The sequence below is a fragment of the Streptomyces sp. NPDC085927 genome, from assembly GCF_044540975.1.
Classification (GTDB): domain Bacteria; phylum Actinomycetota; class Actinomycetes; order Streptomycetales; family Streptomycetaceae; genus Streptomyces; species Streptomyces hirsutus.
In genome coordinates this window covers 615135-629575 of the sequence record NZ_JBITSN010000001.1, presented here as the reverse complement: position 1 = coordinate 629575, position 14441 = coordinate 615135, and the positions used below count along the sequence as shown (strand labels likewise).

Sequence of the window (14441 nt, the reverse complement as noted above, 5' to 3'; positions counted from 1 at the left end):
CCGTGCGGCCCGGCCATGAGCCGCCTGCCACTTCTGGTACACCGACCGGCCCGGTGAGGTTCCCCACCAGCGGCCCCCATTCGAGAACCCACCGGTGGCCCCCACCCCACGGGCTCCAGGGGGTCGGCGGCTTCACGGCTTCCACGGCCCCACCGACTCCGCGATCTCCAGCGCCCGCGCCTCGGACGGTTCCCCCTCCAGCCGCAACGTCACCTCACTCGCGTCCCCCGCGCCGACCCTGCCGCCGTCCATCCACAGCAGCGTCGGACCGGCCGTGCGCTCCTTTCGGGTGAAGCGGTGACCGTCCGCGTCCACCAGCCAGAAACTCAGGAGATGCGGCCGCGGGAACCACAGCGCCGGATCCGGCACCCCGCCGTCCCCGGCACGCTCCCCGCCCAGAGACAGCCACTCGGGCTGCTCCCGCACGCTCTTGGTGAACATGACGTCCAGCCGAGCCGGGAACTGGTCCAGCCGGATCGTGCGCCCCCGCTCCCGCCAGCACAGGCTCACCAGGAACCGGCCGCGCGGCAGACCGCTCACCGTCACCGCGTCCGGAGTGCCCAGCGCCTTCGGCACCAGCGGCGCGAACCCCGCCCGCCGCTCCGCCCGGCCGAGCGGCACCGACGGCCCGCAGCCCGGCACCTCGGCGCCCTCGGACGGCACCGCCGACGCGTCGTACCGCACCTCCACCCCGCCGAAGCCGAACCAGTCGGACACCGCCGCCCGCACCGGCGGCGTCAACGCGAGCACCGTCAGCAGCCCGCACAGCGTGGCGGCCAGCGACCGCCATCGCGCCCGCACCCGGCTCCGCGCCACCCGCGCCCGGCTCCGCACCACCCGCAGCCGCTCCGCGGCACCCGGCGGCCCGGCCACCGGAACGGGCAGGCCCTCGGCGAGTATCCGCTCCAGCACCCGCTCGACCATCGACTCGGGCCCGCCCGCACCCCCCTGCCCGTCCAGGGACCGGCCGAGCGCCCGCAGTTCCTCGCGCAGCCGGGCGGCCTCGGCACGCCCGCCCTCGGTGGCACCGTCACCGTCGTGCGACTCGCTCATGCTCGGTTGTCACCCACTTCCCGGGGCCGGAAGTCCGGCAGCAGACGCTCCAGTTTCCGCAGGGCGCGGTTCAGCCGGGACTTCACCGTGCCCCGGGGCCAGCCCAGGGCCTGGGCGGTCTCCTGCTCGTCCATCTCCAGCAGATAGCGGTAGGTGACGACCAGACGATGCTCCTCGCTCAGCTTCTCCAGAGCGGCCGTCAGTGCGGCGCGGCGCTCCGTCTCCAGCGTCACCACCGCCGGATCCGCCGATTCCGGTATCACCGGCTCCGCCTCCGCGAACACCGCCTCACGGCCGGCGAGGCTGTACCGGCGGGCCGCCGCGCGCACGGTGTTCCTCGTCTCATTGGCCACGATCGACAGCAGCCACGGCCGGAACGCCATGCCGTCCCGGAACCTGCCCAGCGCGCAGTACGCCTTGACGAAGGCCTGCTGCACCACGTCCTCCGCGTCCGCACCCGCCCCGAGCGCGGTGGCCGCCCTGAGCGCGATGCCCGTATGGGCCCGCACCAGTTCCGCGTACGCCTCCGGCTCTCCGGCGCGCACCCGTGCGATCACCGCGGTCTCATCGACGATGCGGCCCCCCTCCCGCGTCCTCACACCTTTGTTACACCGCCGGAGACGATCCGGTTCCCACCTGTTTCCGGTCGGTTCCGGACCGCCCTCGGGAACCTGAGAGAATGAGGGGCATGGCCTCTGAAAGTCCTCGCGTGCTCTCCGGAATCCAGCCCACCGCAGGCTCGTTCCACCTCGGCAACTACCTCGGCGCCGTCCGCCAGTGGGTGGCCCTGCAGGAGACGCACGACGCGTTCTACATGCTCGCCGACCTGCACGCGATCACGGTCACGCAGGACCCGGCCGAGCTGCGGGCCAACACCCGGCTCGCCGCCGCCCAGCTGCTGGCCTCCGGACTCGACCCGGACCGCTGCACCCTCTTCGTCCAGAGCCACGTCCCCGAGCACGCCCAGCTCGGCTGGGTCATGAACTGCCTCACCGGCTTCGGCGAGGCCTCCCGCATGACCCAGTTCAAGGACAAGTCGGCCAGGCAGGGCGCCGACCGTGCCTCCGTCGGCCTGTTCACGTACCCGATCCTCCAGGTCGCCGACATCCTGCTCTACCAGGCGCACGAGGTGCCGGTGGGCGAGGACCAGCGCCAGCACATCGAGCTGACCCGCGACCTCGCCGACCGCTTCAACGGCCGGTTCGGCCCGACCTTCACCGTCCCGAAGCCGTACATCCTCAGGGAGACGGCGAAGATCTACGACTTCCAGGACCCGACGGTCAAGATGAGCAAGTCGGCGTCCACGCCGAAGGGCCTCATCAACCTCCTCGACGACCCGAAGGCCACCGCCAAGAAGGTGAAGAGCGCGGTCACCGACACCGACACCGTCATCCGCTACGACGTGGAGAACAAGCCGGGTGTGAGCAACCTCCTCACGGTCCACTCGACCCTCACCGGAGCGAGCGTCGCCGAGCTGGAGGAGCGTTACGCCGGCAAGGGCTACGGTGCGCTGAAGACGGACCTCGCCGAGATCATGGTCGAGTTCGCGACCCCGTTCAAGGAGCGCACCCAGCAGTACCTGGACGACCCCGAGACGCTCGACTCGATCCTGGCCAAGGGCGCCGAGAAGGCCCGCGCCGTCGCCGCGGAGACCCTCGCCCTGGCCTACGAGCGGGTGGGCTTCCTGCCCGCCAAGCACTGACCCGGCCCCGGCTCCGGTCGCCACGGAATTGAACGCGGACCCGGCACCGATTCGTACCACCGGGTGAGCGCCGTACATCACTACGGCTGCGCCTGCCCGGGAGCGGGCCGTGGTCGTACAGTCGATACGAGGGCGGCCGCTTCGGCGGCCACCCGCTGTGTGCCGGACCGGCACCACCGCCCGGACCTGCACCACCACAACGACGGAAACGACGGCAACGACGGAACGAAGGAGACGACGTGGGGACCGTAACGATCGGTGTGTCGATCGCGGTCCCGGAGCCTCACGGCAGCCGGCTTCAGCAGCTGCGCGCGGGCTTCGGTGACGCCGCTGCTCACGGTATCCCCACGCATGTCACCCTGTTGCCGCCGACGGAGGTCGGCGAGGGCGACCTGCCGGCCATCGAGACGCATCTGAGCGAGGTCGCCGCGACCGGCCGCCCGTTCCCCATGCGGCTCTCCGGCACCGGTACCTTCCGGCCCCTGTCACCGGTCGTGTTCGTCCGGATCGCGGAGGGCGCCGAGGCCTGCACCTGGCTGCAGAAGCAGGTCCGCGACGCGTCCGGCCCCGTCGCGCGGGAGCTGCAGTTCCCGTACCACCCGCACGTCACCGTGGCGCACGGCATCGAGGAGGCGGCGATGGACCGCGCCTTCGAGGAACTCGCCGACTACGAGGCGCGGTGGCCCTGCACCGGATTCGCGCTCTACGAACAGGGTGCCGACGGGGTGTGGCGCAAGCTGCGGGAGTTCCCGTTCGGCTCGCTGGTGGTGCCCCCGCAGTCCGGCCGCGCCGACCTCGGCTCCGTCACCGCCCACTGACCTCCGGGCCGGAGGGCCTCAGACCGGCAGCCGCCGGAACACCGCCCGGGGCAGGTGCCGCAGCACCGACATCACCACGCGCAGCCTGCCCGGCACCCACACCGTCTCCGCGCGGCGGCGCAGCCCCAGTTCGACCGCCGTCGCGACCGCCTCCGGGGTGGTGGCGAGCGGCGCCCGGGGCAGAGCGGTGGCCGTCCGGGCACGGACGAAGCCGGGGCGTACGACCATGACGTGCGCGCCCGTGCCGTACAGCGCGTCGCCGAGGCCCTGGGCGAAGGTGTCCAGGCCGGCCTTGCTGGAGCCGTAGATGAAGTCCGCGCGGCGGGCCCGCTCGCCGGCGACGGACGACAGCACCACCAGGCAGCCGTGCCCCTGGTTCTGGAGAGCTCCCGCGCACACGAGACCCGAGGAGACCGCGCCGGTGTAGTTGGTCTGCGCGACCCGGACGGCGGCCCGGGGCGACCGCTCGTCGTGGGCCTGGTCGCCGAGGGTGCCGAAGGCGAGCAGCACCATGTCGATGTCACCGTCCGTGAAGACCTTGCCGAGGACGCTCTCGTGGGAGGCGGGGTCGAGGGCGTCGAAGGCGATGACGCGCACCTGGGCGCCCAGGCCGCGCAACTGCTCCGCGGCCCGGTCCAGCGCGGGGGAGAGCCGGCCCGCCAGCCACACCGTGCGGGTACGGCGGGCGATCAGCCGGCGCGCCGTGGCCAGCGCGATCTCGGACGTGCCACCGAGGACGAGCAGGGACCGGGGCAGACGGGCCGCGGCGGGAGCGATGCGGCCCCATCCCGTGGGGGAGACGGTGTCATCAGGCATGTCGGTGACCGTATCGCCCCTATATGGGCGATTAGTTCTGAAACCTTGCGCCGCTCCCCGGAACGGGTGATTAATGGGATGTCGCTCCGGACATGGGATTTCACCCACAGGGGCAAAGGCGGTTCATGGACTGGCTGAAGAAACTCCCGGTCGTCGGCCCGTGGGTCACGCGGCTGATGCTCACGCACGCGTGGCGGTCCTACGAGCGGATGGAGCGGGTGCACTGGACCCGGCTGGCCGCCGCGATGACGTTCACCAGCTTCGTCGCGCTGTTCCCGCTGCTCACCGTCGCCGCCGCGGTCGGCGCCGCCATGCTCAGCCAGGAGCAGCAGGACACGCTCCAGGAGAAGCTCACCGAGCAGGTGCCCGGCATCTCCGACCAGCTGGACGTCGCGGGCCTGGTGGAGAACGCCGGCACCGTCGGCCTCATCGCCGGTGCCGTCCTGCTGTTCACCGGCATCAGCTGGGCCGGCTCGACGCGGGAGTGCCTGCGCGCGGTCTGGGAGCTGTCCGACCCGGAGGAGAACCCCGTCCTGCGCAAGGCCAAGGACGCGGGCACCCTGGTCGGGCTCGGCGGCGCGGTCCTGGTCACCCTGGCCGCCTCCACGGTCGCCTCGGCGGCGGTCGGCTGGATCAGTGACGCCATCGGGCTGGAGAAGGGCGGCTGGGGCGGGATCGTGCTGCGGATCGCGGCCTTCGCCGTCGCCGCGGGCGCCGACTTCCTGCTCCTGCTGTACGTCCTGTCGCCGCTGCCCGGCGTCGAACCCGCCCGCCGCCGTCTGGTCGTGGCCGCGCTCATCGGCGCGGTCGGCTTCGAACTGTTGAAACTGCTGCTCAGCGGCTATATGCAGGGCGTGGCCGCGAAGAGCATGTACGGCGCGTTCGGTGTCCCGGTCGCCCTGCTGCTGTGGATCAACTTCACCATGAAACTGGTCGTGTTCTGCGCCGCCTGGACGGCGACGCAGAGCCAGGAGACCGAGGGGGTCACGGACGCGGACGGCGGCGCACCAGATCCGGCAGCGGCCAGCGGCGGTTGACCAGGAACGCCCCGCCCGCGAGCAGCACCAGCACCCCGCCCGTGACGGCGAGCGCGGTCCCGACGCCACCGGCCCCGCCCCCGGCCGCGGCACTGGCCACCGGCTTGCCGCCCGCGGCGCCGAGCGCGCCCTCGCCCGTGCCGCCCGCCTCGCCGGGGGAGGCACTGGCACCCGGCCGGGCACCGTCCTGCGCGGCGCTCCTGGGCGGCACCAGCTCACCCACCGGATCGACCTTGCCGGCCGCCTTGAACCCCCAGTCGAGCAGCTTCGCGGTCTCCTTGTAGACCTCGTTGCTCTCCTTCTTCTCCGGGTTCATCACGGTGACGAGCAGGACCCTGCCGTCCTGCTCGGCGACCCCGGTGAAGGTGGCGCCCGCGTTGGTGGTGTTGCCGTTCTTCACCCCCGCGATGCCCTCGTAGACGGGTACGTCGTAGTCGCCGGACAGCAGCCGGTTGGTGTTCTGGATCTCGAAGGACTCGCGGACCTTCTTGCCCTTCTTGTTCTTCTTCGTCTCACCGGGGAAGTCCGCGCGGACCGTCGAGGCGTACTCCCGGAAGTCCTTCTTCTGCAGCCCGGAACGGGCGATCAGGGTCAGGTCGTACGCGGACGACACCTGTCCCTCGGCGTCGTAGCCGTCCGGGCTCGCCACGACCGTGTCGAGGGCCTGGAGCTCCTCGGCGTGCTCGTTCATCTCCTCGACGGTGTTCTCGACACCCCCGTTCATGGCGGCCAGCACCCGCACGGCGTCGTTGCCCGAGCGGAGGAAGACCCCGAGCCACAGGTCGTGGACGGTGTACGTCTCGTCCTCCTTGATCCCGACCATGCTGGAACCGGAGCCGATGCCGGCCAGGTCGGAGGACTCGACCTTGTGCTCCGTCGAGCTGGGCCACTTCGGCAGCAGGGTGTCGGCGAACAGCATCTTCAGGGTGCTCGCCGGGGCCAGCTGCCAGTGCGCGTTGTGCGCGGCGAGCACCTCGCCCGACTCGGCGTCGGCGACGATCCAGGACCGGGCCGACAGGCCCTTCGGCAGCACCGGCACGCCGCTCGCGAGGTTGACCTGGGTCCCCGCCCGCCCGAGCCGGGCGCCGCCCACCGTCGACATCTTCGCCGGAGGAGCGGCCTTGGAGCCGTTCGACCCCTTCGGCTTCTTCGAGGGCTTCTTCGAGGGGCTCTTCGACGGGTCGGCCGTGGCCGTGGCCGAGGAGCCGGCCGAGGGCCTGGAGGAAGGGCCGGCCGACGGGCTCGGGGCTGCGAGGGCGACGGGAGCGGTCAGTGCGGTGGACAGCACTATGAGGGAAGTGACCAGCAATGAGCGCCGGATGGAGTTTTTGGGTGCGGGCACGGTCGGAAACGTACATGCAGTGCCCGAGGAAGTCCCCCCTCCCTCCCCACCCCGCGAACGGAACCGGACACCGGCCGGTGATACTGGAACCATGCCGTGCCCGCCCCGGGGACCACCCCCGGAGCCCCGGCCGGATCCGGGCGCCCGGCGTTGCGATGAAAGGTCAGATCTGGTGAAACTCAGCCGCCCCGTCTCCTGGTTCCTGCTCGCCTTCGGGGTGTGGAGCTGGATCATCTGGATCACTTTCGTCAAGAACCTGGTCAATGACGGCAGCGGGCTCGCCTTCGACGACGGCGAGCCGACGGCGTATTTCTGGGTCCATCTGCTGCTGGCCGTCGTCTCCTTCGTATTGGGGACGGTCGTCGGAGGCATCGGGTTGCGTGGTCTGCGCGCACTGAGCCGGACGTCACGGACGTCGTAACGGAAATCTGGGGAACACCACACCGTGGTCATCGTCTTCGTACTCGTCGCACTGCTGGTCCTGTCCGTCCTGGTGACGGGCAGCTGGTACCTGTGGCGCCGTCTGTTCCGCGACACGACCAGGGCTCCGGGCACCGTGCGCCGCGTCGGCGCGGTGGTGATCGCCGGAGGCTGGGCGCTGACCTTCGCGGCGTTCTTCGCCACGCGCAGCGGTGCCCCGTTCTGGCTCAAGCAGGTCCTCGCCTGGCCCGGCTACCTCTGGCTGGCCCTGTGCCTCTACCTGCTCCTCGCGGTGCTCGTGGGCGAGGCCGTCCGCCCGGTGCTGCGCCGGGTCCTGGAGCGCCGGGCACGCCGCACGGCAACGCCGCCGCACCAGGAGCCGACACCGATACCGGCGGGCGCGACGGCCGCCGCGACCGCACCGGGCGCCCCGGCCACATCGGCCGCACCCGGAACGTCACAGCCGGCGGACGCGGGCGCCCCCGCGCCGACCGGTACCACGCCCTCCACGCCCCCCGCCGGCGCCCCCGGTGACCCCACCACCCCGGAGGCCCCCGCCGGCCCCTCCCGGCGGCTGTTCGTCTCCCGGGTGGTCGCCGGGGCCGCCGCCGCGGCGGCGGTCGGGACGGTCGGGTACGGAACGTACGGCGTGGTGCGCGGGCCGCAGGTGAAGCGGGTCACCGTGCCGCTCGCCAAGCTGCCGCGCGCGGCGCACGGTTACCGGATCGCCGTGGTCAGCGACATCCACCTGGGGCCGGTCCTCGGCCGGGGCTTCGCGCAGAAGGTCGTCGACACGATCAACTCGACCCAGCCCGACCTGATCGCGGTCGTCGGCGACCTGGTGGACGGCACGGTCAAGGAACTCGGCCCGGCCGCGGCCCCGCTCGCGCAGCTGAGGGCACGTCACGGCTCCTTCTTCGTCACGGGGAACCACGAGTACTTCTCCGGTGCCGAGGAGTGGGTCGACGAGGTGCGCCGACTCGGCCTGAATCCGCTGGAGAACGCGCGTACGGAACTCCCGCACTTCGACCTCGCCGGGGTGAACGACCTGGCCGGTGAGAGTGACGGCCAGGGACCCGACTACGCGCGGGCGCTCGGCGACCGGGACCGGGCCCGCGCGTGCGTGCTCCTCGCCCACCAGCCGGTGATGGTCCACGAGGCCGTCGACCACGGCGTCGACCTCCAGCTCTCCGGCCACACCCACGGCGGCCAGCTCTGGCCCGCCAGCTACCTCGCCGCAGCCGCCAACCCGACCCTCGCGGGCCTGGACCGCTACGGCGACACCCAGCTGTACGTCAGCCGCGGCGCCGGTGCCTGGGGCCCGCCGACCCGGATCGGCGCGCCGTCGGACATCACGGTGATCGAACTGGCGTCGAAGCAGACCTGACGGCGACACCGCGGGCCCAGGGACCACCCCGGGGCCTGCGGTGCGGCCCCGAGCCCCCGCCCCCTCGCCCCGGCCTCCCGGTCTCCCGGAGCAGGAAAACCCGTACCCGTACCCGGACCACCACCGGACATACAGGCCGTTCGTCCGCACAGGACAGGCCCTAACCGGGCCCGGGTTCCTCCCGGCGGGCCCCGGAGACCATCCCGTGGCGGCGGCCCCATACGGCTCCCGCGCGGGGCGGGTGACGGTGCTCGGCGGCCCGCTGGTGCACGACGTGGAACTCGCCCCCGGTGAGGTGGACGCCGTCAGCTGACCGGACCGGGGCGCCCGTCGCCGCCGGCGGGCGCCCCCTGGGGCTCTTCGCCGTGGCCGGCGGGCGCCTCCCGGTCCTTCGCCGGGTCCGGCAGCATCTCGGTCATCCCCGGCAGGAACTCCGTGAACATGTCGTGGACCTCGCGGACCAGCGGGCGCAGGACCCGGAACCGGGCCAGGGCGACGCCCCGCGCGGTGATGCGGGCGCCGCGCTCGGCGAGACGGTAGCTGCGTTCACGGTTCTCGGTGCGGTCGAAGATCCAGTACAGGACGAGGCCCATCTGCGCCAGCCACATCAGCTCCGGCAGTGCCTCCCGCAACTCCGGGGGCACCTTGGCCCCGGAACCGGCCAGCACCTCCTGGTGGACGCTGATCGCCTCCGCGCGCGCGTGCTCCGACTCGGGCGAGAAGGGGCTGAGCGGGCTGTCGGGATCGGCGGCGTTCTTGAAGAACTGCACCGCGAACTCGTGGTACGGGGTGGCGATGTCCAGCCACGCCTTCAGCACGCCCGCGAACCGGGCCTCCAGGTCGGTCTCCCGCTCCAGGGTCTCCCGGGCCACCCGCTGGTGTTCGGCGGCGATCCGGTCGTAGAACCCCTGGATCAGGTGTTCCTTGCCCTCGAAGTAGTAGTACGCGTTACCGACGGAGACCCCGGCCTCCGTGGCGATGGCCCGCATGGTCGTCCTGTCGTACCCGCGTTCCTGGAACAGCCGCATGGCCGTCTCCAGGATCAGGGCGCGGGTCTGCTCGGACTTGCTGAGTGCGGCACCGTCACCGGGACCGTCGTTCTTCACGGACACGGACAGAGCTTAGGGCCTGCCGTTCGGACCCGCCGGGCGCGCGGGCCCCCGCGGCCGCGCGGCCCGCACCGACGAGGGGTGTGCCCCCGCCGGGCAGGGGGGCGGACACGGCCTATGGCCGTCGGCCCAGTTGCGGGCGCTTGGTGTAGTCGGTCAGGCCCACCACGTTCCCCCAGGGATCGGCGAACTCGACGGTCCAGCCGGTGGCGCCCGGGAACGGCCCGTCGAGCAGACCGATCCCGGCGCTCTCCAGGGCCTCGGCGGCGACACGGGCGTCCGGCACCTCCAGCCACATCCGGGCGGAGGGCCAGGCCGGTGGCCGGCAGCCCAGACCCTCCTCGTGCCGCAGCAGTACCCCGGGCGTCTCGCCGCCCACCTTCAGCAGGACGATCCCGGCCTCGTCCAGCCGGAAGCCGACCGGGAACCCGGCCCGTCCGTAGAATCCGACGGCCTCGTCGAGGTCCCCGACGGGCAGCAGCACATGGTCGAACCCGAGCAGTTCGTAGGACTCATCGTCTGACATGACGTCACATTAGGTGGTACCGGTGCACAGCGGGCAGAAGCGGCGACCGGGAGGCGGAGGGTCACTCGTCCGGGCGGACGGCGCCGGAACCCGGCCGGCGGATCGTGCCGGAAAGTCCCCGCCCGGGTTCCGACTTCTCATTGCCGCCCGAGTCCTGCAAGATGACCGACAGTTATCCGTATCTTTCAGGAGAGACCCACTGTGAGCGAGCAGCCGCAGCAGCCGTCCACGCCGCCCGGCTTCGGCCCCCCGAACTCCGGCGGAGCCGACCCATCCGGCCCCTACGGCTACCCGCAGTCCGGATCCCAGCAGCCCGCCTACGGCTACCCGCCCCCCGGCGGTTACCCCCCGCCGCCCGGCGGTTACCCCCCGCCGCCCGGTGGCTACCCGCCCCCGCCCGGCTTCCAGCAGCCCCCGCCCGCCGGGTTCGCCCCCGGTGCTCCCGACCCCGGCGCGCCCTACGGGTACGACCCCTACGGGCGTCCCCTTTCCGACAAGTCGAAGATCGTCGCCGGTATCCTCCAGCTCTTCCTCGGCTCGTTCGGCATCGGCCGCTTCTACACCGGCTCGGTCGGCATCGGCATCGCCCAGCTGCTCACCTGCGGCGGGCTCGGCTTCTGGGCGCTGATCGACGGCATCATGTACCTGGTCAGCAACGACCGCACGGACGCCCACGGGCGGATCCTGCGTGGCTGACGCGGCCCCGCCCGCCCCGTCCCGGGGGCGGCCGCGGTGGCATCCCGCGGCGGCCCCCGTCGCGGTGCTGGCCGCGGGCGCGGCGGGTGCCGCCTACCTGTGGGGCACCGACCCGCACGAGCCGGGTCACCTCCTGCCCCAGTGCCCGCTGCGGGCCGTCACCGGCCTGCTGTGCCCCGCCTGCGGCGGCACGCGCATGGTGTACGACCTGATGCACGGCCAGTTCGCCGCCGCCTGGCTGGACAACAGGGCCCTGCTGCTCGCCGCGCCCTTCGCACTGGCACTGTGGGGGCGCTGGACGCTGGAAGGGCTGCGCGGCCGCACCTGGGCGCCCCGGATCGCGCCCTGGGCCCAGGTGTCGATCCTGGCGGTGGCGGTGGCCTGGACAGTGGCCCGCAACATCGTCTGAAATGGGCGGGAACCGGGCTGAGTTGATCACGGAACGGGAACATTAGGCTTTCCGCTTTCCCGTTCGATCGCCGGTCCCCTTACGCTCCTTTCGCGCAGGGGGGACGGTTTGCGAACCGTGAGTTACAGCGCAGTAGTTGCGCGGGATCCGTACGCGGATTTCCGGTGGTCCCTCCTGAGCCGTCCGGGCAACCTGCCCGGCGCGTCACACCTTTCTCCCCAGGAGCAGCGCCATGACCGTCCCCGCCGGCCCCCAGGCCCCGTACGGCCACGACCCGCAGGGCCGTCCCTACTCCGACAAGTCGAAGATCGTCGCCGGTATCCTCCAGATCTTCCTGGGGACCCTGGGCATCGGCCGCTTCTACGTCGGCTCCGTCGGCATCGGCATCGCCCAGCTGCTCACCTGTGGTGGCCTCGGCTTCTGGGCACTGATCGACGGCGTCATGTTCCTCGTGAGCAACGACCGCACCGACAAGCAGGGCCGCGTCCTGCGCGGCTGACGCGACGCCGGCCGTTCCGGTCGCCGTACATGCCTGAGGCCCCGATCCAGCCGGATCGGGGCCTCAGGCATGTACGGGCGAAGCCGTCAGAAGCGACGCGTGATGAGCGCCCGCTTCACCTCGGCGATCGCCTTGGTGACCTCGATGCCACGCGGGCACGCGTCCGTGCAGTTGAAGGTCGTACGGCAACGCCACACGCCGTCACGGTCGTTGAGGATCTCCAGGCGCTGCTCGCCGGCCTCGTCGCGCGAGTCGAAGATGAACCGGTGCGCGTTGACGATGGCGGCCGGACCGAAGTACTGGCCGTCGTTCCAGAACACCGGGCACGAGGACGTGCAGGCGGCGCACAGGATGCACTTCGTGGTGTCGTCGAAGCGCTCGCGGTCCTCGGCGGACTGCAGCCGCTCACGCGTCGGCTCGTTGGTCTCCTTCGTGATCAGGAAGGGCATCACGTCCCGGTACGCCTGGAAGAACGGCTCCATGTCCACGATCAGGTCCTTGAGGACCGTGAGGCCCTTTATGGCCTCGACCGTGATCGGCTTCTCGGGGTTGAGGTCCTTGATCAGCGTCTTGCACGCCAGGCGGTTCTTGCCGTTGATCCGCATGGCGTCGGAGCCGCAGATGCCGTGGGCGCAGGAACGGCGGAAGGTCAGGGTGCCGTCCTGATCCCACTTGATCTTGTGCAGCGCGTCGAGGACGCGCTCCTTGGGGTCGATCTCCAGCTGGAAGTCTTCCCAGACCGCCTCGTCCGAGACCTCCGGGTTGAACCGGCGGATCCGGAAGGTCGCGGTGATGTACGGGGAGTCGCCGAAGCCGGGCTCGGGCGATCCGGCCGCGTCCGCCTTGTCCATAACAGGGGTAGCCATCAGTACTTACGCTCCATCGGCTGGTAGCGGGTCTGGACGACCGGCTTGTAGTCGAGCCGGATCGACTCGGAGCCGTCGTCGCCCACCTCGCGGTACGCCATGGTGTGGCGCATGAAGTTGACGTCGTCCCGGTTCGGGTAGTCCTCGCGGTAGTGACCGCCACGGGACTCCTTGCGGGCGAGCGCGGACGTGGCCATGACCTCGGCCAGATCGAGCAGGTTGCCCAGCTCGATCGCCTCCAGCAGGTCGGTGTTGAACCGCTTGCCCTTGTCCTGGATGGAGACGTTCAGGTAGCGCTCGCGCAGCTCCGCGATCTTCTCCACCGCCGTCTTGATCGTCTGCTCGGTGCGGAACACCATGACGTTGGCGTCCATGGTGTCCTGCAGCTCGCGGCGGATCTCGGCCACCCGCTCGGTGCCGGTGGAGGACCGCAGCCGCTCGATCTGCCCGACGACGAAGGACTCCGGGTTCTCCGGCAGCTCGACGAAGTCGGTGGTGTGCGCGTACTCGGCGGCCGCGATGCCGGCCCGCTTGCCGAACACGTTGATGTCCAGCAGCGAGTTGGTGCCCAGCCGGTTGGCGCCGTGCACGGACACGCAGGCCACCTCGCCCGCCGCGTACAGGCCGGGGACGACGGTGGTGTTGTCCGCCAGCACCTCGCCCTGGACGTTCGTCGGGATGCCGCCCATGGCGTAGTGCGCGGTCGGCTGGATCGGGATCGGGTCCGTGTACGGCTCGATGCCCAGGTAGGTCCGCGCGAACTCCGTGATGTCGGGCAGCTTGGCGTCCAGCTGCTCCGGCGGGAGGTGGGTGAGGTCCAGGTAGACGTGGTCGCCCTCGGGACCGCAGCCGCGGCCCTCACGGATCTCCGTGTAGATGGACCGGGACACGACGTCGCGGGAGGCGAGGTCCTTCATGACCGGCGCGTACTTCTCCATGAAGCGCTCGCCGTCCTTGTTGCGCAGGATGCCGCCCTCACCGCGGGCGCCCTCCGTCAGCAGGATGCCCATGCGCCAGATGCCGGTCGGGTGGAACTGGAAGAACTCCATGTCCTCCAGCGGAAGCCCGCGCCGGTACACGGCCGCCTGGCCGTCACCGGTCAGGGTGTGCGCGTTGGACGTCACCCGGAAGAACTTGCCGGTGCCGCCGGAGGCGTAGATCACGGACTTCGCCTGGAAGACGTGGATCTCGCCGGTGGCCAGCTCGTACGCCACCACACCGGCCGACTTCCTGACGCCGTCGACCTCGGTGATCAGCTGGTCCAGGACGTAGAACTCGTTGAAGAACTCCACGCCCTCCTTGACGCAGTTCTGGTACAGCGTCTGGAGGATCATGTGACCGGTGCGGTCGGCCGCGTAGCAGGAGCGGCGGACCGGGGCCTCGCCGTGGTTGCGGCTGTGTCCGCCGAAGCGGCGCTGGTCGATGGTGCCGTCCGGGGTGCGGTTGAACGGCAGGCCCATCTTCTCCAGGTCGAGGACGGAGTCGATGGCCTCCTTCGCCAGGATCTCGGCGGCGTCCTGGTCGACCAGGTAGTCACCGCCCTTGACCGTGTCGAAGGTGTGCCACTCCCAGTTGTCCTCCTCCACGTTGGCCAGCGCGGCGGCCATGCCGCCCTGCGCGGCGCCCGTGTGGGAGCGGGTGGGGTAGAGCTTGGTCAGCACGGCGGTGCGGCTGCGCTTCGTGGACTCGATGGCCGCGCGCATGCCCGCGCCACCGGCGCCGACGATGACGGTGTCGTACTTGTGGATCTTCATGATTCTC

Annotated in this window: 16 protein-coding genes; 8 read left to right on the top strand and 8 right to left on the bottom strand. The window is 71.3% G+C overall.

Annotated elements, in window-relative coordinates:
- Window positions 1-132: 132 nt before the first annotated feature.
- Both ACIF80_RS02895 and ACIF80_RS02890 read right to left on the bottom strand, forming a co-directional pair.
- Window positions 133-1053, bottom strand: coding sequence for a hypothetical protein (locus ACIF80_RS02895; RefSeq protein ID WP_399798541.1), 921 nt, complete (start codon window positions 1051-1053; stop codon window positions 133-135).
- Complete coding sequence (locus ACIF80_RS02890; protein ID WP_399798539.1) at window positions 1050-1610, bottom strand: RNA polymerase sigma factor; 561 nt, start codon at window positions 1608-1610, stop codon at window positions 1050-1052. The genes ACIF80_RS02895 and ACIF80_RS02890 overlap by 4 nt, the downstream gene beginning before the upstream one ends.
- A gap of 131 nt (window positions 1611-1741) precedes the next feature.
- On the opposite strand from ACIF80_RS02890, the gene trpS reads away from it, so the two are divergent.
- Together trpS and ACIF80_RS02880 are read left to right on the top strand one after the other, a co-directional pair.
- A complete protein-coding gene (gene trpS, locus ACIF80_RS02885) occupies window positions 1742-2755 on the top strand; it encodes a tryptophan--tRNA ligase (RefSeq protein ID WP_399798537.1) in 1014 nt (337 codons plus the stop codon).
- A 239-nt stretch (window positions 2756-2994) separates the two neighbouring features.
- A complete protein-coding gene (locus ACIF80_RS02880) occupies window positions 2995-3573 on the top strand; it encodes a 2'-5' RNA ligase family protein (protein ID WP_399798534.1) in 579 nt (192 codons plus the stop codon).
- A gap of 18 nt (window positions 3574-3591) precedes the next feature.
- Here the strand turns inward: ACIF80_RS02880 and ACIF80_RS02875 are convergent, their stop codons facing one another.
- Window positions 3592-4389, bottom strand: a complete 798-nt coding sequence (locus tag ACIF80_RS02875; protein ID WP_399798532.1) for a decaprenylphospho-beta-D-erythro-pentofuranosid-2-ulose 2-reductase — start codon at window positions 4387-4389, stop codon at window positions 3592-3594.
- Window positions 4390-4514: 125 nt separating this feature from the next.
- Here ACIF80_RS02875 and ACIF80_RS02870 point away from each other — a divergent pair, with 125 nt between their 5' ends.
- A complete protein-coding gene (locus ACIF80_RS02870; RefSeq protein WP_399798530.1) occupies window positions 4515-5426 on the top strand; it encodes a YihY/virulence factor BrkB family protein in 912 nt (303 codons plus the stop codon).
- Here the strand turns inward: ACIF80_RS02870 and ACIF80_RS02865 are convergent.
- The gene (locus ACIF80_RS02865) at window positions 5374-6768 is read right to left on the bottom strand and encodes a D-alanyl-D-alanine carboxypeptidase family protein (protein WP_399798527.1); all 1395 of its coding nucleotides are present in this window, start codon (window positions 6766-6768) and stop codon (window positions 5374-5376) included. The two genes, ACIF80_RS02870 and ACIF80_RS02865, sit on opposite strands and share 53 nt — an antisense overlap.
- A 172-nt stretch (window positions 6769-6940) precedes the next feature.
- Here ACIF80_RS02865 and ACIF80_RS02860 point away from each other — a divergent pair, with 172 nt between their 5' ends.
- Window positions 6941-7189 carry an SCO4848 family membrane protein gene (locus ACIF80_RS02860; RefSeq protein WP_399798523.1) on the top strand — a complete coding sequence of 83 codons (249 nt, stop codon included), beginning with the start codon at window positions 6941-6943 and terminating at the stop codon, window positions 7187-7189.
- 24 nt (window positions 7190-7213) lie between these two features.
- A complete protein-coding gene (locus ACIF80_RS02855; protein WP_399798522.1) occupies window positions 7214-8575 on the top strand; it encodes a metallophosphoesterase in 1362 nt (453 codons plus the stop codon).
- A 305-nt stretch (window positions 8576-8880) separates the two neighbouring features.
- Here ACIF80_RS02855 and ACIF80_RS02850 read toward each other — a convergent pair whose 3' ends face one another.
- Together ACIF80_RS02850 and ACIF80_RS02845 are read right to left on the bottom strand one after the other, a co-directional pair.
- Window positions 8881-9687 carry a TetR family transcriptional regulator gene (locus ACIF80_RS02850; protein WP_399798519.1) on the bottom strand — a complete coding sequence of 269 codons (807 nt, stop codon included), beginning with the start codon at window positions 9685-9687 and terminating at the stop codon, window positions 8881-8883.
- A gap of 112 nt (window positions 9688-9799) precedes the next feature.
- Window positions 9800-10210, bottom strand: coding sequence for a VOC family protein (locus tag ACIF80_RS02845; RefSeq protein ID WP_399798517.1), 411 nt, complete (start codon window positions 10208-10210; stop codon window positions 9800-9802).
- A gap of 201 nt (window positions 10211-10411) precedes the next feature.
- On the opposite strand from ACIF80_RS02845, the gene ACIF80_RS02840 reads away from it, so the two are divergent.
- The 3 genes from ACIF80_RS02840 to ACIF80_RS02830 all read left to right on the top strand — a co-directional run bounded on the left by ACIF80_RS02840 (window position 10412) and on the right by ACIF80_RS02830 (window position 11814).
- Window positions 10412-10906: a TM2 domain-containing protein gene (locus ACIF80_RS02840; protein ID WP_399798515.1), complete on the top strand. Its 495-nt coding sequence runs from the start codon at window positions 10412-10414 to the stop codon at window positions 10904-10906.
- Window positions 10899-11315: a DUF2752 domain-containing protein gene (locus ACIF80_RS02835; RefSeq protein ID WP_399798512.1), complete on the top strand. Its 417-nt coding sequence runs from the start codon at window positions 10899-10901 to the stop codon at window positions 11313-11315. Before ACIF80_RS02840 ends, ACIF80_RS02835 begins: the two co-directional genes overlap by 8 nt.
- Window positions 11316-11547: 232 nt before the next feature.
- On the top strand, window positions 11548-11814 hold the full coding sequence (locus ACIF80_RS02830) for a TM2 domain-containing protein (RefSeq protein ID WP_055606928.1): 267 nt from the start codon (window positions 11548-11550) through the stop codon (window positions 11812-11814).
- A gap of 86 nt (window positions 11815-11900) precedes the next feature.
- Here ACIF80_RS02830 and ACIF80_RS02825 read toward each other — a convergent pair whose 3' ends face one another.
- Both ACIF80_RS02825 and sdhA read right to left on the bottom strand, forming a co-directional pair.
- Window positions 11901-12680: a succinate dehydrogenase iron-sulfur subunit gene (locus tag ACIF80_RS02825; RefSeq protein WP_399798508.1), complete on the bottom strand. Its 780-nt coding sequence runs from the start codon at window positions 12678-12680 to the stop codon at window positions 11901-11903.
- Window positions 12680-14434 carry a succinate dehydrogenase flavoprotein subunit gene (gene sdhA, locus ACIF80_RS02820; RefSeq protein ID WP_399798506.1) on the bottom strand — a complete coding sequence of 585 codons (1755 nt, stop codon included), beginning with the start codon at window positions 14432-14434 and terminating at the stop codon, window positions 12680-12682. Before sdhA ends, ACIF80_RS02825 begins: the two co-directional genes overlap by 1 nt.
- Between the last annotated feature and the right edge of the window lie 7 nt (window positions 14435-14441).

What these genes read in the sequence shown, in the direction of transcription:
- ACIF80_RS02895 (WP_399798541.1), bottom strand. Translation starts at nt 1,053, where the DNA reads ATGAGCGAGTCGCACGACGGTGACGGTGCCACCGAGGGCGGGCGTGCC.
- trpS (WP_399798537.1), top strand. Translation starts at nt 1,742, where the DNA reads ATGGCCTCTGAAAGTCCTCGCGTGCTCTCCGGAATCCAGCCCACCGCA.
- ACIF80_RS02875 (WP_399798532.1), bottom strand. Translation starts at nt 4,389, where the DNA reads ATGCCTGATGACACCGTCTCCCCCACGGGATGGGGCCGCATCGCTCCC.
- ACIF80_RS02870 (WP_399798530.1), top strand. Translation starts at nt 4,515, where the DNA reads ATGGACTGGCTGAAGAAACTCCCGGTCGTCGGCCCGTGGGTCACGCGG.
- ACIF80_RS02845 (WP_399798517.1), bottom strand. Translation starts at nt 10,210, where the DNA reads ATGTCAGACGATGAGTCCTACGAACTGCTCGGGTTCGACCATGTGCTG.
- ACIF80_RS02830 (WP_055606928.1), top strand. Translation starts at nt 11,548, where the DNA reads ATGACCGTCCCCGCCGGCCCCCAGGCCCCGTACGGCCACGACCCGCAG.
- ACIF80_RS02825 (WP_399798508.1), bottom strand. Translation starts at nt 12,680, where the DNA reads ATGGCTACCCCTGTTATGGACAAGGCGGACGCGGCCGGATCGCCCGAG.
- sdhA (WP_399798506.1), bottom strand. Translation starts at nt 14,434, where the DNA reads ATGAAGATCCACAAGTACGACACCGTCATCGTCGGCGCCGGTGGCGCG.